This window comes from Nordella sp. HKS 07 (genome assembly GCF_011046735.1).
Lineage (GTDB): Bacteria > Pseudomonadota > Alphaproteobacteria > Rhizobiales > Aestuariivirgaceae > Taklimakanibacter.
Genome location: NZ_CP049258.1, coordinates 545658 through 569511, shown reverse-complemented (window position 1 = coordinate 569511; position 23854 = coordinate 545658). Strand labels below are relative to the sequence as shown.

The 23854-nt window shown below is 60.8% G+C and carries 22 protein-coding genes; 16 read left to right on the top strand and 6 right to left on the bottom strand.

Annotated features, from left to right (window positions below; genetic code table 11):
• Positions 1–255 precede the first annotated feature (255 nt).
• Positions 256–1176, bottom strand: coding sequence for an SMP-30/gluconolactonase/LRE family protein (locus G5V57_RS02695; RefSeq protein ID WP_165166079.1), 921 nt, complete (start codon positions 1174–1176; stop codon positions 256–258).
• A 177-nt stretch (positions 1177–1353) separates the two neighbouring features.
• Here G5V57_RS02695 and G5V57_RS02690 point away from each other — a divergent pair, with 177 nt between their 5' ends.
• From G5V57_RS02690 to G5V57_RS02640, 11 genes are all read left to right on the top strand, one after another.
• Entirely contained in the window at positions 1354–2454 is a 1101-nt protein-coding gene (locus G5V57_RS02690) for an ABC transporter ATP-binding protein (RefSeq protein WP_165166078.1), read from the top strand.
• Positions 2455–2535: 81 nt separating this feature from the next.
• Positions 2536–3624: a PotD/PotF family extracellular solute-binding protein gene (locus tag G5V57_RS02685; protein ID WP_165166077.1), complete on the top strand. Its 1089-nt coding sequence runs from the start codon at positions 2536–2538 to the stop codon at positions 3622–3624.
• A gap of 158 nt (positions 3625–3782) precedes the next feature.
• Positions 3783–4619: an ABC transporter permease gene (locus tag G5V57_RS02680; protein WP_165166076.1), complete on the top strand. Its 837-nt coding sequence runs from the start codon at positions 3783–3785 to the stop codon at positions 4617–4619.
• Positions 4616–5392 (top strand): ABC transporter permease, encoded by a 777-nt coding sequence (locus G5V57_RS02675; RefSeq protein ID WP_165166075.1) that lies wholly within the window; start codon positions 4616–4618, stop codon positions 5390–5392. The genes G5V57_RS02680 and G5V57_RS02675 overlap by 4 nt, the downstream gene beginning before the upstream one ends.
• 18 nt (positions 5393–5410) lie before the next feature.
• Positions 5411–6211, top strand: a complete 801-nt coding sequence (locus G5V57_RS02670) for an SDR family NAD(P)-dependent oxidoreductase (protein WP_165166074.1) — start codon at positions 5411–5413, stop codon at positions 6209–6211.
• Positions 6212–6215: 4 nt separating this feature from the next.
• Complete coding sequence (locus tag G5V57_RS02665; protein WP_165166073.1) at positions 6216–8408, top strand: FAD-dependent oxidoreductase; 2193 nt, start codon at positions 6216–6218, stop codon at positions 8406–8408.
• Positions 8409–8641: 233 nt separating this feature from the next.
• Positions 8642–9553, top strand: coding sequence for an ABC transporter substrate-binding protein (locus G5V57_RS02660; RefSeq protein ID WP_165166072.1), 912 nt, complete (start codon positions 8642–8644; stop codon positions 9551–9553).
• Between the two features lie 64 nt (positions 9554–9617).
• A complete protein-coding gene (locus G5V57_RS02655) occupies positions 9618–10415 on the top strand; it encodes an amino acid ABC transporter ATP-binding protein (protein WP_246737498.1) in 798 nt (265 codons plus the stop codon).
• A 12-nt stretch (positions 10416–10427) separates the two neighbouring features.
• A complete protein-coding gene (locus tag G5V57_RS02650; protein ID WP_165166071.1) occupies positions 10428–11093 on the top strand; it encodes an amino acid ABC transporter permease in 666 nt (221 codons plus the stop codon).
• 13 nt (positions 11094–11106) lie between these two features.
• A complete protein-coding gene (locus G5V57_RS02645) occupies positions 11107–11790 on the top strand; it encodes an amino acid ABC transporter permease (RefSeq protein ID WP_165166070.1) in 684 nt (227 codons plus the stop codon).
• Between the two features lie 128 nt (positions 11791–11918).
• Positions 11919–13079: a mandelate racemase/muconate lactonizing enzyme family protein gene (locus G5V57_RS02640; protein ID WP_165166069.1), complete on the top strand. Its 1161-nt coding sequence runs from the start codon at positions 11919–11921 to the stop codon at positions 13077–13079.
• Between the two features lie 172 nt (positions 13080–13251).
• Here the strand turns inward: G5V57_RS02640 and G5V57_RS02635 are convergent, their stop codons facing one another.
• The 3 genes from G5V57_RS02635 to G5V57_RS02625 form a co-directional block, all read right to left on the bottom strand.
• The gene (locus tag G5V57_RS02635; protein WP_165166068.1) at positions 13252–14595 is read right to left on the bottom strand and encodes an aspartate aminotransferase family protein; all 1344 of its coding nucleotides are present in this window, start codon (positions 14593–14595) and stop codon (positions 13252–13254) included.
• A gap of 207 nt (positions 14596–14802) precedes the next feature.
• Positions 14803–15126, bottom strand: a complete 324-nt coding sequence (locus tag G5V57_RS02630) for a cytochrome c (RefSeq protein ID WP_246737497.1) — start codon at positions 15124–15126, stop codon at positions 14803–14805.
• Positions 15127–15193: 67 nt separating this feature from the next.
• Positions 15194–16444: a sorbosone dehydrogenase family protein gene (locus G5V57_RS02625; RefSeq protein WP_371744712.1), complete on the bottom strand. Its 1251-nt coding sequence runs from the start codon at positions 16442–16444 to the stop codon at positions 15194–15196.
• A gap of 369 nt (positions 16445–16813) precedes the next feature.
• Here G5V57_RS02625 and G5V57_RS02620 point away from each other — a divergent pair, with 369 nt between their 5' ends.
• The 3 genes from G5V57_RS02620 to G5V57_RS02610 all read left to right on the top strand — a co-directional run bounded on the left by G5V57_RS02620 (position 16814) and on the right by G5V57_RS02610 (position 19635).
• Positions 16814–17092 carry a hypothetical protein gene (locus tag G5V57_RS02620; RefSeq protein ID WP_165166067.1) on the top strand — a complete coding sequence of 93 codons (279 nt, stop codon included), beginning with the start codon at positions 16814–16816 and terminating at the stop codon, positions 17090–17092.
• A gap of 238 nt (positions 17093–17330) precedes the next feature.
• Positions 17331–17654: a YnfA family protein gene (locus G5V57_RS02615; RefSeq protein WP_165166066.1), complete on the top strand. Its 324-nt coding sequence runs from the start codon at positions 17331–17333 to the stop codon at positions 17652–17654.
• 622 nt (positions 17655–18276) lie between these two features.
• Positions 18277–19635, top strand: coding sequence for a porin (locus G5V57_RS02610; protein ID WP_165166065.1), 1359 nt, complete (start codon positions 18277–18279; stop codon positions 19633–19635).
• 158 nt (positions 19636–19793) lie between these two features.
• On the opposite strand, the gene G5V57_RS02605 is transcribed toward G5V57_RS02610, so the two are convergent.
• Positions 19794–20876: an adenylate/guanylate cyclase domain-containing protein gene (locus tag G5V57_RS02605; protein ID WP_165166064.1), complete on the bottom strand. Its 1083-nt coding sequence runs from the start codon at positions 20874–20876 to the stop codon at positions 19794–19796.
• A gap of 262 nt (positions 20877–21138) precedes the next feature.
• Here G5V57_RS02605 and G5V57_RS02600 point away from each other — a divergent pair, with 262 nt between their 5' ends.
• Positions 21139–21585, top strand: coding sequence for an SRPBCC domain-containing protein (locus tag G5V57_RS02600; protein ID WP_165166063.1), 447 nt, complete (start codon positions 21139–21141; stop codon positions 21583–21585).
• 116 nt (positions 21586–21701) lie between these two features.
• On the opposite strand, the gene G5V57_RS02595 is transcribed toward G5V57_RS02600, so the two are convergent.
• Positions 21702–22157 carry a hypothetical protein gene (locus G5V57_RS02595; RefSeq protein WP_165166062.1) on the bottom strand — a complete coding sequence of 152 codons (456 nt, stop codon included), beginning with the start codon at positions 22155–22157 and terminating at the stop codon, positions 21702–21704.
• A gap of 369 nt (positions 22158–22526) precedes the next feature.
• Here G5V57_RS02595 and G5V57_RS02590 point away from each other — a divergent pair, with 369 nt between their 5' ends.
• Positions 22527–23837 (top strand): FAD-binding oxidoreductase, encoded by a 1311-nt coding sequence (locus tag G5V57_RS02590; protein ID WP_165166061.1) that lies wholly within the window; start codon positions 22527–22529, stop codon positions 23835–23837.
• Positions 23838–23854 lie beyond the last annotated feature (17 nt).

Below are 23854 nucleotides of genomic sequence, written 5' to 3'. Positions count from 1 at the left end.
GTATCGGTGCCACCAATCGCGCGTGGCTCTATTCCTCGCGTTCCAAATCGGTCTACATCGTGATCATCGATGGCAAGGTCGTACTTGATAATGCGAGTTTTCTCGGATTGGACGATCCGAAACGCTCTCATAGAATCGGTGCGGCGCTCTAACTCTTTGTTTTGCGCATCGGATTTCCCGAAAACCGCTTCGCATGGTCGGGTCAAGTCCGACCACAAGCTTTTCGGTCCGATGCTCTAGCTCGGCGGGGAGCCTTCAGCCAGCAAAGCGCGGCCGGGGCAGACCAGTCACTGGCGCCTCGAAGGCAAAAAGACTTCCTTGCTGCGGATAGCGCGCGGCCAATTCCGGGCGCAGGCCTTGATGTGCGCTCGTCACATAAAGCGTCTTGAGATCGGCGCCGCCGAAGGCGCAGGATGTCACCTGCACCGCCGGAATGGTAACCACCTGATCGACCGTTCCGTCAGGCGCAAGCCTTGCCACGCAATGCCCCTCCCACCGCGCGCTCCACAGATAGCCTTCGCTGTCGACCGCAGCACCATCTGGATAGCCCAGATCCTTTATGGCGCTAAACTCGCGGCGGTTTGCGACCGTTCCCCGCTCGAGGTCGAAATCATAGGCATAGATGATCTGGAGCGCCGAGTCGGCGACATAGAGCACGCTCGATTGCGGATTCCACACCACACCATTGGTGATTTTGATATCGCTGATCACTTTTCGCGCCGACAGGTCAGGCTGGATGCACCACAAGGCGCCGCTTGCCGCGGTGATCGGCATATCTTCTCCCGCTGGTCCCAGATTGTTCATCATCGTTCCCATCCAGAAGCGGCCGCGCGCATCGGGAGCGCCGTCATTGCTGCGGTTGAGCGGCTGATCGGCTTCAGGCGCCACCTTGCGGTTGAGCTTGCCGGTCTTGGGATCGAAAAAGTTGATACCGCCTTGCGAGGCAACCAGGAGTGAACCGTCGGCACGCTTGGCCATGGCGGTGATCATTTCTGGCATGGGCCAGCTATCGTGCCGCCCGGTCGAAGGAACGAAGCGGTGCAATACCGAGGGCATCGGTACATCGAGCCAGTAGGCAGCTTGCTCTTGAGGGCACCAGAACACACCCTCGCCGATCTTGTCGCGAGAATCGACGACACAACGTACGTCTCGGTTAACGATCCGGTAGTTTTTCATCTTCGCTACTCACCTCGGCCCTCGCCTTCATTCCGGGTCCGCAACAATTACCCAGTCCCCGGCGTACTGCAAGAGCGAGCCATGCCCATACGCCGTGACAGAATGCGCTACCCGATGCCGTAGTCATTTGCCCAGCGACTGGATTCCAGTCTATGCTGAAACGGCAAAAGACGGAAAATGCTTAGCCTGTCGCCAGATACGGATCGCCTGGACGGGGCGCCGTCCCGTGACCGCCAGCCACCGCTCTTGCGCTTGCGCGGGCTCTCGAAAGTTTACGGCCAGCTTACCGCCGTTCAGCCTCTGGATCTCGACATCGACTCGCGTGATTTCGTTGCCATGCTCGGTCCTTCCGGCTGCGGCAAGACCACACTCTTGCGAATGATTGGCGGTTTCGTCGCGCCGACGACCGGAACGATCGAGATTGCCGGCAACGATGTAACCGCGCTTGGGCCAGAGCGGCGACCGACCAACATGGTGTTTCAGGGCTACGGGCTCTTTCCGCACATGAATGTCGCCCAGAATATCGGCTATGGATTGCGCCTGCAGAAAATGCCCAAGGGCGAAATCGATGCGCGTGTCGGCGAAACGATCGCCCTGGTGCAATTGGCCGATCTCGCCAATCGCGGGATCGACCAGCTTTCGGGCGGCCAGCAGCAGCGCGTCGCCCTGGCGCGGGCGCTCGTCATGCGCCCCAAAGTTCTGTTGCTTGACGAGCCGCTCGCCGCACTCGATCTCAAGCTCCGTCAGGCGATGCAGGAGGAATTGCGCCGCATTCACCATGAGATCGGCGGCACTTTCGTCTTCGTCACTCATGATCAGAGCGAAGCGCTGGGTCTTGCCAACCGGATCGCGGTGATGCGCGATGGCAGGCTGGAGCAGGTGGGAACGGCCCAGGAGATCTACGCCTCGCCAGAGACCCGTTTCGTCTCGACCTTCATCGGTGAGGCTAATCTGCTTCCCGGCCGCCGCAGCAACGGAACGGTAATCCTCGCAGCGGGGCCCCAGTTCTCCGAAGCGGGAGTGGATGGCGAAATTTCAGTCGTCGTCCGCCCCGAAAACCTGCTGGCGCTGGCACCCGGAGAGACGGCGGAAATGGTTCTCGACGGCGAAGTACGTGATGTCGTCTATCTGGGCTCGCATGTGAAATACAAGGTCGCTGTGCGCGGCGGCAGCGAGATGATCGTGCATGCCCGGCCGGATCGAATGCCGGCAAGCCGGGCGGGCGAGAAGATGCGGATAGGCTGGCTGCGACGCCATCACCGGATCGTCAGCGCATGACCGCACGCGGATCCATTTCAACACCAAGCGGCAAAGACTTGGCATCCAGGGCAACATCCTGGAAAACATAGGGAGGAAACGATGAATACCAACCATCTGAACTTTCCGTCGCTGTCGCGGCGTTCTGCACTAAAGACAGGCTTCGCTGCTGCCGCGGCGGCCGCAGGTCTTATCTCGATCCGGGCGTTTGCCGCCAGCACGGTCAATTTCCTTGGTTGGCAAGGCTATGATGACCCGGTGACCTTCGATGATTTCGCCAAGAACAAGGGGATCACCCTCAATACCACCTATATCGGCAACAATGACGAGATCATCACCAAGCTTCGCTCCGGCGGTCTTGGCCAGATCGATATCGTAACACCCTACATGGGCTACATCCCTTTGCTCGCCAAGCTCGACCTGATCCAGCCGATCGACACGTCGCGTGTTCCCAATCTGGACAAGATCATGCCGCTCTTCCGCAATGATCCCAATGTGAATCCCGGCGGCACGCTCCATTCAGTGCCCTTCACCTGGGGCTCGGGGCCAATGATGTATGATCCGGCCGTCTATCCGACACCGCCCGAAGCCTGGATCGACCTGCTCAAGCCCGAATATACGGGGAAAGTCGGAATGATGGACGACCCGCTCGGCAATATGATGCTGGGAGCCCGGATCGCCACGGATGCCAAGCTTCCGACTCTTCTGACACCTGAACAGCTCGACAAGGTCATCGAACTCCTGATTGCCATGAAGAAGCAGTCGCGCGCGGTGACAGTCAGCTGGGGCGATCTCGCCGATGCGCTGGCGCGTGGCGATGTCTCCGTGACCTACAATGGTTGGGAGACGGTGCAGAAATTCGCTGCCGACAAGGGCAAGAAGATCGCCTACACCTATCCTAAGGAAGGCACCTACGCCTGGCTCGATAATTATTGCATCGCCAAGGATGCGCCCAATGTCGATGCGGCCTATGAACTGGCCAATCGCTGCATCGACGTGGCGCCGCAGGTGCGCCTCGCCGAGAATGCCATTCAAGCCATCGTCAATATCGAGGCCATCAAACAGCTGACCCCGGCGATCAAGGCTCTCTATCCTTATGATTCGATCGAGGACTTCGGCAAGAAGGCAGGCTTCTTCGCCTTCCCCCGACCGAGCCTGACGGCACTCATACGACTTTCAGCGACTGGCTGAAGGCCTATGAGCGCTTCAAGACCGCATAGGAAAAAGGCTGGCCCAAGCCAGCCTCGAACACGCAAAGGGCCTTGCCCGATCTTCCGACCAGGCGATGGGGGATCGGGTGCTGACCCCGAGGATTCAACGGACCGCCCCAGGCAATTGACGCCCTCGCCATGAACCGTCCTACCTTGCCCTATGTTCTGACACTGCCCTCGGCAATCATCTTTCTTGCAACTTTTGTCGCGCCCTTCATCTATTTCTTCATCATCAGTTTCTGGATGGTCGATTTTTTCGAGCTGACCCCGGCCGCGACACTGGCGAACTATCACGAGATCTATGTCAAATACGTGCCGATCGCGGCCTATACGGTGTTGCTGTCATCGACCACTGCCATCCTGACCGTTCTTGTCGGCTTCCTCTACGCTTTCATCGCCCGCTTCAAACTGGCCGCCTGGGCCGACCCGTTGCTGTTCATTGTGCTCATTACCATGTTCGGCGGTTACCTGATGAAAATCTACGCGTGGAAGACAATTCTCGGCAATGAGGGGGTCCTCAACTCGGCGTTGATGGCGGCAGGCATTATCTCAACGCCGATCAGCGCCCTTCTCTACAGCCCGGGTGCTGTCGTCGTCACGCTCCTTCATTTCGCCTTGCCGTTCGCGGTTCTTCCCATCTATGCCGCCATGCGTGGCATCAAGAATATCGAGATCGAGGTGGCACGCGATCTTGGTGCCTCGCAGGCGAAAGCCTTTTCGACCATCATCGTGCCGCGTTGCCGCGCCGGCATCGTGACCGCGTTCAGCTTTTCGTTTCTCATTACCGCCGGCGACTATGTCACTCCCTCGCTCGTCGGCGGCAAACAGACGATGATCGGCAATCTGATCGCGCCGCAATTCGGATCGATGTTCAATTGGCCATTGGGATCGGCTATGTCATTCATCATGCTGGCAATCTCGGTTCTGGTCATCTGGCTGTTCAGCCGGGCCATGTGGTGGTGGTGCCGGATATGAGCGAACAGTCTTCCATTCTCTGGCGCCTGCTCGCCTTCCTGCTCATCGCCTTTCTGTTGTCGCCGATCATTCTCCTGATGATCTTTTCCTTCACCTCCCGCGGTCTCACCAATTTCCCCATCGAAAGCCTGTCCTTGCGCTGGTGGGAGGCGATGGTGACCTATGACCAGTTCTGGTCAGCCTTCCGCAACAGCATGATCGTCGGGCTGAGTGTCGGGGTGATCTCGGCGACCATCGGTACCATGGCTGCGATCGGGCTTGTGTCCTTTCCGCCGCGGCGGGCCTCCCTCGCAATGGGGGTCCTGACCTTGCCGGTTATGCTGCCGCCTCTGGTACTGGCCGTGGCGCTGCTGTCATTCTTCGTCAGCCTCGGGCTGAAACTCGGCCTCATCACCGTCATCATCAGCCATGTGCTCTTCACCCAGCCCTTCGTCATCCTGATCGTCCATGCGCGGCTCGCCAATTTCGACTACCGGATCGTGGAGAGCGCCCGCGATCTGGGAGCGAGCCCCCTTGGGGCTTTTCTCACCGTGACATTGCCGATCATCCGGCCCATTGTCATTGGCGCGGCGCTTATCGCCATGGCGCTGTCGATCGACGATTTCGTCATCACTTTCTTCACAATCGGAAGCGGCAACACGTTGCCAACGTTGGTTTGGGGAATGATCCGCACCGGCCTGACACCGACGGTCAATGCCATCGGCACTCTCATTCTTCTCCTCACTCTCGGGTCGAGTCTGATTGCCTTGCGGCTGACCCGCTATCGCGGCTGAAGCAGGGAGAACAAGGATATGGGTCGACTGGCTGGAAAAATAGCGCTCGTTACCGGCGGCGCATCGGGGATCGGCAGAGCGGGCTGTGAGTTGATGGCACGCGAAGGTGCGTGCGTTGTCACGGCTGATCTCGACACGGGCGGTGCATCTGTCGTCGCATCAGGGATCGAGGCAGAGGGATATATCGCCCGCGCCTGCCGCGTCGATGTCCGGAATAGTCAGTCGGTGCGCGAAATGGTTGCTTTCGTGATCGCCGAATTTGGCCAGATCGATATTCTTTTTCACAATGCGGTCTCGGTGCCGCTGGTCAACAACTGCGATCGGCGCATCACTGAATTGCCGGAGGAGACCTGGCACCAGATCGTCGATCTCGTGCTCAACGGAACGTTCCTCACCGCAAAATACGTCGCTCAGCATATGCTGTCGCGCAAGGCGGGATCGATCATTCTCACCGCTACTGTCGATGCGCTGATCGGCACCGCCGGGATCGACGCCTATACCGCCGCCAAGGGCGGGGTCGTTTCGCTCACTCGCTCCATGGCAACGGGACTCTCTCCCGAAGGCGTGCGTGTCAATGCAATCTGTCCAGGCTTTGTCGCGACCCCGCATCAGAGCGTCTTCATGGACAAACCCGCCGAGCGCGAAAAGATCGAGCGCATGCATCTCATGGGCATCATGAGCCCTGAGGACATTGCCACATTCGCGATCTTTCTTGCTTCCGACGAGGCGCGCCGTATCACCGGGGGGATCTATACGGCCGATTCGGGCTACACTGCTTTCAAGAGCCAGATCGACCTCGCCAGCGTCTTTCAGAGGTGATGCCATGCCACGCGATCCCCGCCACGACCCTCTTTTCGTGCCGATCGCCATCGGCCCGAAAATTCTGAAGAACCGTTTCTTCCAGGTGCCGCAGTGCACGGGCGCAGGCGTCGAACGGCCGGGCGCCAATGCCATGCATCGCGAGGTCAAGGCCGAAGGCGGCTGGGCCGGCATCTGCACCGAGGCCTGCATGATCCACCCCGAAACCGACCAGCCCGTCGCCATCGTGAGCAGCCTGTTCGATGAGGGCGATGTCATCAATCACCGCCACATGGTCGACAGCGTACACAAGTGGGACGCACTGGCGGGTGTCGAATTGTGTCATGCCGGTGGCCTCTCCAACAATCTGGGCAGCCGTTATGTGTCGCCCGCCGCGCACCAGTTCGCGACGCCCTGGATCCCGCAGGTCAACACCTATGAAGCCGAGGACAGCGACCTCGCTCGCATCGTGGTGATGTTCGAGGAAGCTGCAAAGCGGGCTATCGATGCGGGCTTCGACATCCTTTACCTGCACGGTACCCACGGCGCGCTCCCGATGCAGATGCTGTCGCGCTATCACAACAGACGCCAGGGCCGCTATGGCGGGGACTTCGCCGGTCGCGCGCGATTGTGGGTCGAAATTCTCGAGGCGTTGCGTCGCGCGGGCGGCGGCCAGTGTGCGGTGGCCACGCGGATTTCGATTGATCAACTCTCGGGCTCCGCGGGCCTCGAGGCGACAGATGACGGCATTCGCTTCGTCGATTATGTGACGGGACTCGGGCTCGTCGATCTGTGGGACGTCAATATCAGCAGCCTTGAGGAATGGGGCGAGGACGCTGGGCCGTCGCGCTTCTACAAATCGAACCATCAGGCGCCCTGGACGCGCGAGGTAAAGCGCGTCGCCAAGGTGCCGGTCGTCGGCGTCGGCCGCTTCACCGATCCCGACGAGATGGTGCGTGTCCTGCGTTCGGGCCAGTATGACATCATCGGCTGTGCGAGGCCCTCGATCGCTGATCCCTGGCTGCCGCGCAAAGTCGACGAGGGCCGCGCCGACGAAATCGCCGAATGCATTGGCTGCAACCAGTGTATTGCGCGCTTCGAATATGGCGTGCCCATCGTCTGCACCCAGAATCCCACAGCGCTCGAGGAATACCGCCGCGGCTGGCATCCCGAACGCTTTGCGCCCAGGAGTGGCGATGAAGAGATCCTGATCGTGGGCGCCGGCCCCGCCGGCCTCGAATGCGCACGCGTGCTCGGCAGACGCGGTTACAGTGCGCATCTGATCGAGGCGGAACCTGAATTGGGCGGACATTTACGCAATATCGCAACACTCCCGGGTCTTGCCGAATGGTTTCGCGTTGTGAGCTATCGCGAGGCTGAACTGCGCCGGCTTGGAAGTATCGAGGTGCTGCGCGGGACCGGGCGGGCGACGACGCAGGAGGTGCTCGACTTTGGCTGTGCCAAGGTCGTGCTGGCGACTGGTGCGAAATGGAACGGCGATGGCCGGGGGCCGGCCTGTCCCGATCCCATACCCGGCATCGATGCGGGCCTGCCGGGCTTCGTGACGCCAGAACAGCTCTTCGCCGGCAAGGAGGTCGCCGACAGCGTGGCCGTCCTCGACAGCGACGGCTATTTCATGGGCGTGAGCCTTGCCGAATTGCTGGCCAATCGCGGTAAGAAGGTGACCCTCGTCACGCTTTTCGATCGCGTGGCGCCCTACACTGATTTCACCCTCGAAGGCCCCAATCTTCGCCGGATGTTGCGCGAGAAGGGCATTGTCTCACGAGTAGGGATTTGGGTGGAGCGGGCAGAGAGCGGATCGCGGACGGTGCTCCAGCTCTACGACGTTTATCGCGACGGCTGGAAACGAACCGACAGCCCGAGCCTTGGTGCACTTCCCCGCCGCGCCGGCAAGGAGACCGATTCGCTCGCCTTTGATACCGTCGTACTGTGCACCGGCCGGCATTCCGACAATTCCCTCTATCGCGATCTGGCGGCACGCAAGGCGGAATGGACGGAAAAGGGGATCATCGGCGTCTATCGGGCCGGAGACTGCCTCGCCCCGCGCTATATCGCCGATGCCGTATTCGACGGACACCGCATGGGGCGCGAGATCGACTCCGCCGATCCACAGCGGCCGCACGCCATCATTCGCGAGCGCCCCCTATGGGGCGGCGAAACATGGCCGAAGCTCAATGACCCAGTTTCCCTGAGATGAACAACGCCAGAGACGCCGAAACCGTAACCGGCAGTCGCGCCGCAGAGACGCTCGCGATATCTACGTGACGACGCCTCTTCGCTTGCTCGATGATGGTGCATCTGAGGGCTGGCGTCTATTGATTGTCTTAATGGTAGGATGATAGGGTGATAGACAATGGCACGGCAAGAGGATGCCATTTCCTCACGACCGGCCATCAAGGGATCTCAAACGCAGTCAGCAGGGGATCATCCATGACCACCAATCCACGCAAGAAATCCGTCACAAGCAAGCTTCTCTTTTTGGGTGTAGCAGTGGCCTCCGCCGCTTTCTTGGCCGTGTTGGGCGCCGGCATGGCTCAGGCAGAGCCGAAGACGCTTGAAGCAGGCAAACTCACCATCGGAATGAATGGTGACATGCCCATGACGCAGCTGAAGGATGGCGTGCTAAGCGGCACGGACGGCGAAATCATGACCTGGGTCGCCGGCAAGATCGGCCTCACCCCCAACGTCGTCCAGATGGACTGGGCGGCGCTCATCGAAGCCACCAAGCAGGGCAAACTCGATGTGATGCACGGCGCCATGGGCTGGATCGAACCTCGCACCAAGATCATGATCCTGAGCGAGCCCATCTATTATTTCGGCACCCTCCTGGCCCAAAAGGACGAAAACAACTTCACCACTTTCGCCGACATGAAGGGCCGTAAGGTCGGCACGGTGACCGGCTTCACCCTCGTTCCCGAACTCAAGGCTGTCGAGGGGATCGGTGAAGTCAAGCTCTACGATACCTCTGACGGCGTAATGCAGGATCTCAACGCCGGCCGCATCGACATGGCGATCCTTGACCCGCCGCTTGTACAATATGCGATCTTTCAGCATCCGGAATGGAAGCTGAAGCAACTGCCGGTGACACCTGAACCGGACAAGTATCCCATAATGTCAGGCAAGTACAATGTGATATTCGGCATCAACAAGAATGAGCCGGAGCTCGCCGAGGCCATCAACGGGGCGATCATGCAGGTGTGGAAGGACTGCCTGAACGTAAAGGCGATGACCAAGTACGGCCTGGGGGACAAGTCGTGGTTCATCCCACCAGAGAAGAATCCGCGCATCGGCGTGGACCGCGAGGAGGGTTACAAGGCGCCAAGCGCCGATCACTGCTTCTGAGCGGTGAAAGATGCAGCGGGCGGGATAGGATCCCGCCCGTTCCTGTCCGAGGGTGAGGGATTTCATGAGCAAAGCGGGCAATGGCGCGGCTGGAGCGCAGCCACTGCTGAAGATCGAGGACCTGCACAAGAAATTCGGCGATCTGACCGTTCTAAGCGGCGTCAACCTCGAGGTAAAGCGGGGCGAGAAGATATCGATTATCGGGCCGAGCGGGTCGGGCAAGACGACGCTCCTTCGGTGCATCAACTATCTGGAAAAACCCACTGCTGGCCACATTTACATCGAAGGCAGTCTGGTAGGTGAGAAGAAGGTGGGCGACCGTTACGTCCACCTCAGCGACCGCGAACTCGCCAAGGAGCGCCAGGAAATCGGCTTCGTCTTCCAGCGCTTCAACCTGTTTCCGCATCTGACGGCGCTCGGAAACGTGACGGTCGCGCCCATGCGGGTGTTTGGCCACTCGCGCGAGGTGGCTGAAGCGCGCGGCCGCGAGGTGCTGCAAAAAGTAGGCCTTGGCCACAAGATCAACGAATATCCCGAGCGCCTGTCGGGTGGCCAGCAACAGCGCGTAGCCATTGCCCGCGTGCTCGCAATGCAGCCCAAACTCATGCTGTTCGACGAGGCGACCTCCGCCCTTGATCCCGAACTCATCGGCGAGGTGCTGCGCGTCATGCGCCAGCTTGCCGAAGAGGGCGCCACCATGGTGATCGTCACTCACGAAATCCAATTCGCCGGCGAAGTGTCGGACCGGGTGATCTTTATGGACCATGGAAAAGTCGTCGAACAAGGCTCGCCTCGGGAGGTGCTGCTCAAACCGCGTGAAGCACGAACCCGCGAGTTTCTCAAGCACATTCAAGACCGCTGACGGGTTGCACGCATGAACTTCTTCCAGATTATCGAGGCCAAGGGTTGGTACTTCTTTACCACGCTGCTGAGCGGCTGGCCAGCAACCCTCATCGTCGCGGCGGGCGCTCTAGTCTTCGCGCTGGTATTCGGTCTTGTCATCGCGCTGCTGCGCATTTCGACGTGGAAGCTTCTGCGCTGGGCCGCCACCGCCTATGTGGAATTTTTCCGCGGTACGCCGGCACTTGTGCAACTCTTCGTCATCTACTTCGGTTTCCCCGACGTGGGATACCAGCCCACGCCTTTCGAGGCAGCGATCCTCGGGCTTGGTATGAATGGGGCCGCCTATCTCTCCGAAATCTACAGGGCCGGAATCGAGTCGATCCATCGCGGCCAAATGGAGGCGGCCTTGTCACTCGGCATGACACCTACACGGGCCATGCGGTACATCGTGTTGCCGCAAGCTATTCGCACCATGTTGCCGCCGATGACCAATTTCGCCATCGTACTCCTGAAGGACACGGCCATCGTTTTTGCTGTTGGCGTGCTTGAAGTCATGGCGCTAGCACGCCAGCTTGTCACTGAGACGCTTCAAAGCGCTCCCATCTATTTGATGGCAGGGGCAATGTATTTGTGCGTAACCATTCCCATGGCGCGGCTCGCGGCCCGGCTCGAGCGCCAGCGCCAGGCCTGGCAATAGGGAAGGAGACACTATGCTTCAGCTTCCCGAAATCTACGCTGAGCACATCCACCGCTGGTTGCCGGAACTCTTGTATTATTCGCTGACCACCATCAAGATCGCCATCTTCTCTTTCATTCTCGCAGTGGTGTTTGGCATTTTCGTCGCTCTCTGCCGCACATCACGCATCAAATTGGTCAGCACCCTGGCGATGGGTTTCATCGAAATTGCTCGTGGGCTGCCGATCGTGGTGATGCTCTATATTGTCTATTTTGTGCCGCCGCAACTCTTCCCCGGCCTCGACTGGACATGGTTCACCGATTTCGCCGGTGCCGTTCTTGGCCTCGGCCTCCATGGCGGCGCCATACTTGCCGAGGTGTTCCGCTCCGGAATCGAGGCCCTGCACAAGGGCCAGCGCGAGGCCGCACTCTCGCTCGGCATGACACCCGCCAAGGCCATGTTCTATATCATCCTGCCACAGGCCGCCCGCATCGTGCTGCCGCCGGTGGCGAACTATGCTATCGGCCTTCTGAAGGATACCTCGCTTTGCACTCTGATAGGTGTCAACGAGATCATGAATGGCGCCAAGAGCATCGCCTTCGCAGACTATCAGCCGATGGCCGTCTTCGTGCTGGTCGCCGCTATTTATTTTGCAATGAGTTACCCACTTTCGCTGCTCGTCCGGGCTATGGAGCGGCGGCTGCGCATTGCCACCTAGCGCGGGATGCGAAAAAGTGGACACCGGCTTTTCGCAAGAATCCCGCGCTAACTAGTAAAATCGATCACGTTTATGAGTTTGGATCGATTCGATCCAAACTCATCGTGATCTAAGGAGAGGTTCCGTCCATGAAAGTCGTCAAGCTCGAGGTCTTTCCGGTCCGCGTACCCTATAAGCGCGTAGAGGCGAGTTCGCTGATCAACCGGGGTGGCATCACCGACGTGATCGTCAAAATCACTTCCGACGATGGGGTGGTGGGCTGGGGCGAATGCACCAGGGCCGCCGATACTGCTGGGATCGAAAGCGCCGTGCGCAACATGGCGCCGCTGGTGATTGGCCGCGACCCCTGGGATAAGGAGCAGATTCACCGGGATCTTGCCATCTACGCCGTTTGGGCCTTTCAGCCGATGACCGGCAACTTCGCCTTTGCCGGAATCGACACGGCCCTCTGGGATTTATGCGGCAAGGCGGCGGGCCAGCCGATTTACAGGATGCTGGGCGGGGCCATGCGCAATGAGGTGGATTATTACTACTACATGGAGTGGGGCAGCCCGGATGACATCGCTCGCCAAGGCAAGGACGGCGTGAAGAAAGGCTACAAGGCTTATTATATCAAAGTTGGCGTGGATGAAAAAAGGGAAGAGGAGATGCTGGAGGCATTGCGCGACTCGATCGGTCCCGAAGGCAGGATTCGCATCGACGTCAACCAAGCCTGGACCATGCCACAGGCAGTGCGGTTGCTCACCCGCTGGCAGGTACGCTTCGATCTGGACTTCGTTGAAGCTCCAGTGAGGATCGATCCGGTCGAGAACATGCTCGACCTCAGGCAACGGGTCTCGACCCCTTTTTGCGTCAACGAAGGCCTGTGGCGCGAGGCGGATGCCTATCGCGTCATCAAAAGCCGCTGTGGCGACTATCTTTGCTACAGTCAGTACTGGGTGGGTTCGCTCGGGCGCTGGCACACGCTCAATCACGTAAGCCACTTGGAAGGCTGGCAGGTTCTGAAGCACACCCATGGCGAACTCGGCCTCACGGCGGCAGCGGGTCACCACGTGATGCTCGCCTGCCCCAATGCCGCTCTGGGCAGCCAGCAGACGGCGCAAATCATGGAGGACGACATCCTCACCGAGCGCATTCCCATTGTCGACAAGCCGTCCTGGGGCCGTATCGACAAGCCGGGCCTGGGCGTTGAGGTCGATGAGGACAAGCTGATGTTCTTCCACGAGGCTTACCGCAAGCACGGAGAATTCCCTACCTATTCCGGTAAGCTGGCACAAATTACGTCTTAGGAGTGCCACAGGAGAAATCGTGACTATCGGCCGCTGCATTGGCCGCGCGGCGGTTCTGGATCGGTTGGAAGGTAGAAGACGAATGCATCCAGCGACCCGTCGGACTTTCGAGTCATTGGCAATCAAGCATTCGGTGATGAAAAGTTCTCACAGTTCCCAAACAAGGCCATTTCTAAAACAGACCGTCTTCGCGAACCAGAGCAAGCGACTCGTGAAAGATGTCGATCATCCGGTCGACGACTTTCTCCGAATGTGCGGCGGAGAGATAGTAGCGGTTGCCGCCCGAAATCAGGACGCCAAGATTGAGGGTGTGCATCAGAAAGGCCTGCCGCGCCAGTTCCATGGGCTTCTCGTCGATGTCGAAGCTGCTGCGAACCGGGCCGCTTTGAAAATAAATATGAAACATCGAGCCGACATTGCTCATCTGGACCGCCATGTTGTGGCGCGTCGCGAATTCATTGAAACGCGTGGTCAGGCGGTCGCCCTGCGCCGCCATATGAGTGTAGATCTCCGGGTGCTCGGCATAATAGCGGACCGCCGCGGTTCCCGCCGCCATCGATAGCGGGTTGCCGGTGAACGTGCCGCCGGTGAACACACCCTGTTCACCGGACTTGGGAAGGAACATACGCATGAAATCCTCCCGCCCGGCGATGACGCCGATCGGCAATCCGCCGCCGCAGGCTTTGCCAAGTGTCGCGAAATCCGGTTTGATATCGAAATATTCCTGACCGCCGCCATAAGCGAGGCGGAAGCCGGTGACCATCTCGTCCAGAGCGAACAGGACGTTGCACTCGCGGCAAACCTCCTGGACGGATCTGAGATAGTCGCGCACCTCGCGCTGAGGGTTCGAATGCTGGACCGGCTCTATGATCACCATCGCCAGCTCATCCTTGTTGGCGCGGATGATGTCGAGCGCACTGGGATTGCGATAGGGGAGGGGAACGGTGAGTTCGTGAATTGCCTTCGGGACACCAGTGCTGATCGCCACGCCGGACGGCCGGTCACGGGAGTCGACAGCAGTCGGGGCAACCATGCAGTAATCATGCATGCCGTGCCAATAGCCATCGAATATTCCGATTTTTTCCTTTCCGGTGAAAGCACGCGCGGCGCGCATCGCATAGCCGGTCGCCTCGGACCCCGTGTTGCAGAACAAGATGCGCTCGGCGCACGGAATGGCGTCCTGCAAAAGCCGTGCGAGGGGAAGCTGCTCTTCCGAGTGAATGCCGAAATGCCATCCCGATTCAGAGATCCTGGAGATCGCCGCCGCGACATCCGGGTGGCGATGACCCAGGACGGAAACACCGAACCCCATGCACGTATCTATGTAGGTGTTGCCGTCGATATCGGTAATGGTCGCACCCTCGCCGGAGTCGATGTAGATGGGATGCGGCAAATAGAGATTGGCACGCATGCCGGAGAACAGGATGCTCTCCCGATCACCGGTCATGGCCTGACACTTCTTTGTCTTGGCCAGCATTTCATGAGTTGCCCGTTCGAAGCGTGATTGTCCCGTCATGACGCGTTCCCTTCCTCCCCACTAGCCTGCCATCATCGCGAATGTTTGCGTGATGGGCAATGCTGGTTGATGGATGATGGTCAACGATGTCACATGGCGGGCGTGGCCTCGCCAATCTTTCCCTCCTCCCATTGCTTCGCAACGGGCAAAGGGGAAAACGTGGTCCTGCCCAGGCGTTTCCGCAATTCGGCTTTGCCGTTTCTCATCTCACGGCGGAACTTGGACGGTGATCTTGATCGATGAATAATAGGCGGCGACATTCGCTATATCCTCATCGCTCAAGCCCTTGATCACGATCGTCATCTGCTCGTTCTTGCGCTCGCCGGCCTTGAAGGCTCTGAGAGCCTTCACGAGATAGGTCTCCTTCTGCCCGGCGATGTTCGGCGCGTCGGGCAGCTTGGCGAGGCCGTCCTTGCCATGGCAAACTTGGCACTTCAGCATGACTTTCTTGCCCAGAACGGCATCGCCGGCCGCCTCGGCAACAACCGGGCCGGCGCAGAGAGCGGCCAGGCCCACGATCAAACCGCGCACATGAAGCTCCTTTATCTCCGGGAGAAAAGCCAGGCGGCAGCAGATGCTCGTCGCCTGGCGAGGCTATCTAATTGTCGTAGGAAATTCGCCAGACCGCTCCAGCCAAATCGTCGGATACCAGCAGCGAGCCATCGTTGAGCATCTGAACATCGACCGGTCGGCCGAGATACTCGCCATTCTCGTTCAGCCAGCCGTCGGCGAACACTTCCGTCTTGTCCGCGGTGCCATCCGCCTTCAGCGCAGTGAACAAGACCCGGGCGCCCACCGGGTCGACGCGGTTCCAGGACCCGTGCTGGGTCGAGAAGATGCCGCCCCGGTATTTTTCGGGGAACTGCCTGCCGGTATAGAAGGACAGGCCGAGGTCGGCCGCGTGCGCGTCCTGCTCGACCTGTGGGAAGACCACGCCTTCGGGCACCTGCGCGTCCTTGTACTCGACGGTGCGGACCTTGCCCCCGCCATACCAGGGGAAGCCGAAATTCTGCCCCGGCCCGGTCACGCGGTTCATTTCGCCCGGCGGGATGGTGTCGCCCATGCCGTCGACCTGATTATCATTCACCCAGAGCGACTTGTCCTTCGGGTTGAAATCGAGGCCGAGCGGGTTGCGCATGCCGCGCGAATGGATTTTGCGGTCGGTGCCGTCCTGCTTCATGCTCATGATGCCGCCGATGCCCAGCCTCTCGAATTCCGGCAATACTTCAGGCGCCGGCACATTGAAGGGCTGGCCGATCGTAATATAGAGGCGGCCATCCGGCCCTACGCGGCAGGTGCGCGCGGTGTGATTGAAGCTCTCATCGGATGCGGGTATCAGTTCGCCCTGCTTGACGATGGCAAAGGCCGCGACATCCGGGCCTTCATAGAAAAACTCGGCGGCGGGGAACCACAAAACGCGATTCTGTTCGGCGAGATAAAGGTGGCCGTCCCTGGAGAAACAGACGCCGTTCGGGACCGCCATTTTGACCGAAGGCGCGAAGACCTTCACATCGTCGGCGACGCGGTCCTTGTTGCGGTCGGTCATCGAATAGACCAGCTCCTTGCGGGTGCCGACGAATGTCACCACGCCCTGCGGCCCGACGGCCATATGCCGCGCGTCCGGAACAATGGCATAGAGATTGATCTTGAAGCCGTCCGGGACCTTGATTTTGGCGACGATGGCCTTGAGGGCCTCGGCGTTGTCCCCCGTCTGCGGGATGGGCTCCATCATCGGTGTGCCGGTCGTCTTGAAGCCGCCAAGCTTCTCGAGATTGGTGTCCTGCGCCAAGGCAGGGGTAATGCAACAGGTGGCGGTGCATGACAGAATGAAAGCAAGTTTCTTGATCACGATGTCCTCCCACGTTGCCCGTTGGCGGGATCTGGGATAGTCGGATACTCCGCTTGCGGGCGGTTGCCTGGTTCGAGATTTCCGGCGCCTCGAGCACGTTCGCTCAGTCTGACGCAACACCGGAACAGTTGCATAAATCACTCCGCCTGACAATCGGCCGGTTCCGACGGAATGGCCTCAGGGCTCCACATCTCTGTTGCATCGGCGTACCCGGAAACCGAGCGCACATATCGCCGGTGAAACAGGAGGGCGAAACCCCCTATAGCGCGTCCACAATTTCCTGTACTATCGGGAGTTGTTGTCGGACCGGATCAAAGCCTAAGGGGGCGTGCGTATCGTCCAGTACCAGCGTCCAACCCTCAAGGAGTGATGACCATGAAGGTCTTTTCGGGGGCTTTGTGCCTGACGTGCCTGTTGACCACCGTGGCGCTGGCCGACCAGAAAAGCGCCGATGCCTGTGCCGCCGGGCTTTCGCCCCAGGCCAAGCAGATCTACGAAACCACCGTCGCCAGCCATCCGACCCCCGGCACGGGCCGCGGCATCGTCGTGGCCACCGTCGAGAAAATGGTCGCCGAAGGCAAGCTCTCCAGGGCCGAAGGCCGGGCCGCCGGCGAAGCGGCCGGCGCCTGCCTGAAAATGCTGGAATAGGTCCTTCGACCAAGGGTTGCAGGCGCCGCCTGCAACGGCCGGCCCAAGTGAGGGGCCTCCCGCGGGAGGCTATGCCCGTCGCTGTCTCGATCCCGCCACGAAGCTCAGGCCGGTCCCGACCTTCTGCGCGCTCTGCAAAACCTGGTTTTAGGCCGCCTCGAGCATATCCCCCAACGGGCTTGTAGAACTCACGCCGCGGTTCTACGCAGACGCTCCGGCCAAGTCAGAGACCAGACCCATGATAAATATAGCGGCCTATGCAGGAGCAGCCATCGCCGAGATCGCGGGTTGCTTCGCGTTCTGGGCATGGCTTCGGATGGGGAAATCGGCCTTGTGGCTTTTACCGGGCCTCGCTTCGCTTGCCCTGTTCGCCTATCTGCTGACGCTGGTCGACAGCGCCGCGGCGGGCCGGGCCTATGCCGCCTATGGCGGGGTCTACATCGTCGCGGCCATAGTATGGCTGTGGATCGCAGAAGGCGTTCAGCCTGATCGCTGGGACATCACCGGATCTCTGGTCTGCCTCGCAGGCGCGGCAATCATCCTGCTTGGGCCTCGAAGCTGACGGCAAGGGGTGCCAGGCGGAGCTGCTTGCGGGGCGAGCGGGCTTAAGGCCCTGGGGCCCGCGTATCGCCAAATTACACTGCCGCCATACTTAAGGTTGCTAAAGCGGGCGCTTGCAACGGTATGTCTGCGGCGTTGGCTGCGTACGATGCCTGGCCGCCGCTCTTGCCCGCTGATTCCCCCCCGGTGTTCTATTGCGTGTGCGCAACATCTGATTGTTTTTGCAATTTCCGGGCGAATCACCCGCGCGATTTCAACGGTATCGGCCCTTCTCCTGTGGATTATGCGATGGGCGAAGCGAGCGGGTATTTTCGAAATTGCAACCCAGAGCATATGCATAACTCGTCCGACAATCTCCATTTCGGGCTGAAAATGGGCATTTTCCCGCTTGTTTCTCGGATTTTGTATTGCGTCGTTGAAACAAAAACGTCGATTCCAACAGTGTTGTATTCATGCCACAGTCCGCGAAATTCCGTTATAGAGTCGTCCGGGTTACTTGACCTTGGGGGCGGGCGATAAGAAAGTCCGCTGGCAAGACTCAGGTCGAGCGGCCTTCCAATACCGGTTGTGTAGGGGAAACGGGGGGCGGGTTTTCAACGAAACTCCATAGTGGGAGAACAATAATGAAAGTAACAAAGTGGGCACTCCTGGCGGGTGCGGCGGTTGCCGCCACCGCTACTGCAGCCCAGGCTGACGATCTCGGCGCCCTGAAGGCGCAGATCGAAGCCCTCCAGACTCGCGTGTCGCAGCTCGAGGCTCAGCCGCAGGCCTCGATGCCGTCGGGCTACAGCCTCCTGTCGATCCGTGACGGTCAGGGCAATTTCGAAGGCGTCCTGCCTGAGCGCTTTGCTGACCGGGTTGATGAGGGTTCGGGCTTCACGCTCTCGGTCGTTCCGACGGCTGACGCGGCTCCGGCCGCCGAAGTGTCCGTGTCCGGCGAAATCCGCACCGCGCTGATCTATACCGATATCAACACCCCGGACTTCGACGACAATCTCGACGTCAAGGTCCGTGGCCGTATCTTCGTCAAGGGCAAGGCGGACACAGCGGTCGGTGAAGTCGGTGGTTATTTCCGTCTCCAGGCCGATGGCGGTGGCAATTTCTCGGATTATTCCGAAGCCACCAAGATGAACAAGGCCTATGGCTGGTGGAAATTCGCTCCGGAATGGGAGCTGATGGCCGGCTATAACGACAACACCGGCGCTCTGCAGGTGGGTTGGGACTGGGTCGCGGCTTCCGGCCCCGTGGCGTCCTTCGGTCCGTCCAACATCAACAACGAGCAGTTGCGCCTGACCTATGCGTCCGGCCCGCTGTCGTTCGCGATCTCGGTTGAGGATGCCGATAACGTCGCCATCGCCAGCATCACGTCGACACTTACGGGCTTCGGGCCTGATGGTCCGGATACTGACCTCTTGCCGGATCCGATCTTCAGTCAATCCATATCTTCGGAAGCTGTGGGCGATAAGTCGGACATTCCGGCCGTCGAAGGCTATGTGATGTATTCGTCGGATGCGTTCACGGGCCAGATTATTGGTCTCTATCAGAACGACGATCATGGCGACAATGACGACTGGGCGATCGGCGGCGGCGCCACCGTTGGCCTCGGCGAGATGTTCCAGCTGACGGCCGGTGCGGTTGTCGGCGAAGGCACCAGCCAGTATGCCAACAATGTCGGCCCGCTCACGGTCGACGAAGACTTCTGGGGTGCGTCGGCCGGCTTGCTGGCCAACCTCTCGGAAGACACCCGCATCGAACTGGGCGTCGGTTACGAAGACTATGACAATGCCGGCAATGCCCTCGGCTTCGGCGGCGGCGTCTACTGGGATCCGGTCAGCCAGGTCACCCTGGGTATCGGCGCCACCTATATCGACTACGGCAATTTGGGTGAACTCGACATCGTCGACGACGAGATTCAGGTCGTCGATAAGGATGACGCGGACAGCCTCGAAGTCTTCTTCGGCACCTGGCTGAGATTCCCGTAACGAAATGGATCGCTACGTAGCGCTGGTTGTTCCCACTTCTGGACGCTAGGTTCCCGATCCCCTACAGGAAGGTCCCTGCTGCCTGACACAGCAGGGGCCTTCTTTTGTACCTATCCCAGCTTGTCCGGCCGGCGGGATCAATCGTTTCGGCCCGCCCCTCACTTCTCGGGCAAAGCGAAGACCACGCAGGGCTCGGAAATGCCGCGCAAAGCGTGGGCGCCGAGAGGCGTCAGCGGCGTTTCTGTCTCGGCCGCGAATACCCCTGAGATCAGCACATCGCGGCCCAAAGGCCGGCACAGGCCTTCGAGCCGGCTGACCAGATTGACGGCGCGCCCGATGGCGGTGAAGTCGAGACGGTCGGCGGTGCCGATATTGCCCCACAGGATCTCGCCCAGATGCAGCGCCATGCCGAAAGGCAAGGGCGGCAGGCCTTGTCTTGCGCGGGCCTCATCGAGATGCGCCATGCCGGCGCGTGCCGCCGCGACCGCCCTCAGCGCCCCGTCGCAGGCGAGCGCGGGTGCGTTCTCGCCCACCGGAAAGATCACCAGGACTCCGTCGCCGATGAATTTCAATACCTCGCCGCCGAAGGCATGCACGGCGCCGGCGATGCGGTCGAACCAGGCGCCCAGCGCCGCCACCACCGCCTCGGGTGCGGCCGCTTCCGACAATTCGGTGAAGCCGCGCAGATCGGCATAAAGAAGGGCGGCGCGGATGGTCTCGCCGGTCTCGCGCCTCAGCCTGCCGGCGAGGACCTGCGCCGCGCTGCGCCGGCCAAGATAGGTTTCGAGCAGGCTCGCCATGGTGGCGCGCGCGGTGAGGGTGGCGAGCGGGCTTGCCGCGAAGCGGGCCACTTGCCGCGTGAGCTCCGATTGTTCAGGTGTGAGGGGGCGCGACATCGCCCATTCGATGAGCGGGGCATCGGGGCCTATGCCGGCGACGGTCGCGGTGAGCGGACCGCCGCCCAGTCCGGCCAGCCAGTCCCGCCCGACGCTTGCCGGGTCCGGCTTGGTCCCCTCGAGTGATGCGAAGCCCAGCGCCTCGATCACGGCGCCCGTATCGGCCCGCCACAGCCAGACGCGGCGCGCGATGATCGGATGCGGGGCGGCCAAGGTGAGGGCGCCGCCCGCGAGCGGCAGGCCTTCGGCGATGAGGCCTGCGCCCAATGCTGACAGGAACTGGTCGGCGTTGGATATATAGCTGGCTTTGTCCACGAGCCAGGCGAGTGGGGGCGGAAGCAACATTCGGCGATCATGCCGCGCGGACTTGCGCCTGTCATCGCCCGTGAAACCGGAGATGCGGACGCCGGTTACGCCAGTCGAATTTGCCCGCCAGGAATGTTGCTTTCCGGCCGTTCCGGCGGGGTGCAGTATCGCGACCTGGAGCATCGGCCCGGGTCGTGATGCGGTTCTCGGACAAGCCGATGCGCAGAATCAAAGAGATAGACCGCCCAGGTGAGTCCATGAGAACGCCCCGGGCGCTCCAAAGTCTGAAGGAGGCCTTCCGATGAATGAAGCCTTGTTGGTCCGCCGTGAAGTCCAGATCAACGCCCCGCCGGCGACCGTCTTCGCCTTCCTGACCGATGCGGAGAAGCTCCTGCGCTGGATGGGGACGGAGGCGACGGTCGAGCCCGAGAACGGCGGGCTATATCTTCTCAATGTCGCCGGCAAACATGTCGCGCGCGGAAAATTCACCGAGGTTATTCCGGTCCACCGGCTCGCCTACAGTTTCGGCTGGGACGGCAGCCCAAAGGTCCCGCCCGGCTCGAGCCTCATCGAGATCGACCTGCTCGAGGAGAAGGGTGGCACGCTGCTGCGCCTGACCCATAGCGGCCTGCCGGATACCGAGCAATGCGCGGAGCATGCCAAGGGCTGGCGACATTATCTCGAACGGCTCGCCGTCGTCGCGGGCGGCGGAGATCCCGGTCCCGATCCCAATTGCGACGCGCGCTGAGGCGAGGCCCCTGTCGTAAGGCCCCGGCGCCAACGCGCATGCGGGCAAGCTGTTGCAAAAGCGCGCCTGCTTCGAGTGGAGTCAACGATGAAAGGTCAGGCGCGCCTTGTTCCGCCTTAGTCAGAGCCCGGCAAGGCGAAAGCGTTCGCCCTGAACACGCGCTTGGCGATCTGCCTCGCGGTATCTTCGGCCTCGGCATGGTTGCCGGCACTGAGCATCGAACAGGTTTTTTCATAAGCGGACTGATCGTCGGCGGTGCTGCGCAGGCGCGGCGAACCGACGATGACCATCCGCCAGGCGCAGCTGAGCGTCATGTCCTGAACGAATATGCCGTTCGCGAACTCGCCGGCATACCGCGCCACGGCGCGCATCGAGGCGCGGCGGCCGCCCAGGGCGCCGGCCGAGATCAAAGGCATCAGGCGCTGATGCGCCTTGCAGTTCTTGGGTTCGGCGGTGGTGCCGCAGTCGATCTTCCTAGGAAAAATCTTCTCATCGGGGTCGGCGGCGGCAAAGCCTGGCGCCACCAGGCAGAGAAGGGCGATCAGCAGCAGCGTCGTTTGCTTCATGCTCAAGGTGCAGCACCTCCACCATACCGGGCCATGCTTCGCGACTGGTTTCCGGTCCGCGGATGCCATGTGTTTCATGATTCCCATATTAAGGTCATCATTCGTGCATGGTCAAAATAGGGCGCTAGGGAAACCTGATTGCGGCGATGGGCCTGTCGCCGGAACTTCCCCCGTAAGGCGCGCATGGGCGGTATTCCCCGGCCCGGATATACCCCATCCCGTTGCTGCATTAAGAAGCATATCCTGCACATCACGGCGGCGAATCTGAGAATTACCGACTAGAAAAGGAAAAAATGCTAACATCTTTTCTCCAGCAAAAGCAATTGCCGTCCCGCAGCGGGCGCCTCCTCGCAACGCCAATTCCTCCGACAGATCATGACCGCCGACAGCCTGTTTACGTCTGACTTCAAGCCGCAACCCTATTGGTGGGATAGCGCGGAGCCGCCAAGCGGTGGCGAGGTCCCGTTGCCGGAGCGCGCCGATGTCGTCATCGTCGGCGGCGGCTATACGGGATTGTCCTGCGCCCTCGAACTCGCGCGCCAGGGCGTGCAAGCCGTGGTGGTCGAGGCCCAGCGCATCGGTTTCAATGCCAGCTCGCGCAATGGCGGCATGGTGTCCGGCAATACCAAGGTGGCGAGCCTGGCGAAGAGCGGCGCCTTCGGCAAGGAACTGGGCGAGCGCCTGGTCAAGGAGGCGATGGGCGTTCTCGACTTCACCGAGACGCTGATCGCCCAGCACAAAATCGAATGCGACTATCGCCGCGGCGGCCGCGTCAATCTCGCTTACTCGACCAAACATTACGACGCCCAGGCCAAGGCGGTCGAGTGGGTCGCGGGCATCACCGGCGGGGAGGCCTATATGCTGCCGCGCGCACGCCAGCGCGAGGAGATCGGCAGCGATCATTATTGCGGCGGCCAGGTCGTCGCCAACGCCGCCGGCCTGCATCCCGCCAAATATGTGCGGGGACTTGCCGAGGCGGCGCGCGGCGCCGGCGCCCTTCTGGTCGACAAGACACCGGTCACCGGCATGACACGCGTGAATGGCGAGTGGCTGGTGAAGACCGAGCGCGGAACGATCCGCGCCGGCAATGTCATGGTCGGCACCAATGGCTATACGGGCAAGGCGACGCCATGGCTCATGCGCCGCATCGTGCCGGTGGCGAGTTTCCTCATCGCCACCGAGGAACTGCCGGCGGACGTCACGCGCGAACTCGTGCCGAACGGGCGCATGCTGGCCGACTCGCGCCGCGTGCTGAACTATTTCCGCCTGTCGCCTGACGGCAAACGCGTCCTGTGGGGCGGTCGCGTCGGCACCGCCGACATGGATGCCCGCGAAAGCGGCCGCCGGCTGCACGCGATCATGACGACGGTCTGGCCGCAGCTCCGCGATGCCCGCATAAGCCACAGCTGGAACGGCAATGTCGCCTTCACCTTCGACTTCATTCCCCATATCGGCCAGCACAGGGGCATGCACTACGCGATGGGCTGCCAGGGCAGCGGCGTGCCGATGCAGACCTGGCTCGGCTATCAGATCGCGCGTGAGATCATCGGCGGCGGCAATGAGCGCAGCGCCTTCGCCGAGCCTTATTTCCCGAGCTTGCCCTTCTATGGCGGCAATCCCTGGTTCCTGCCGATCGTGCTCGCCTGGTACAGGCTGCGCGACCGCATCGACCGGATGTCGAGCTGATCATCCGGCCGGCACGA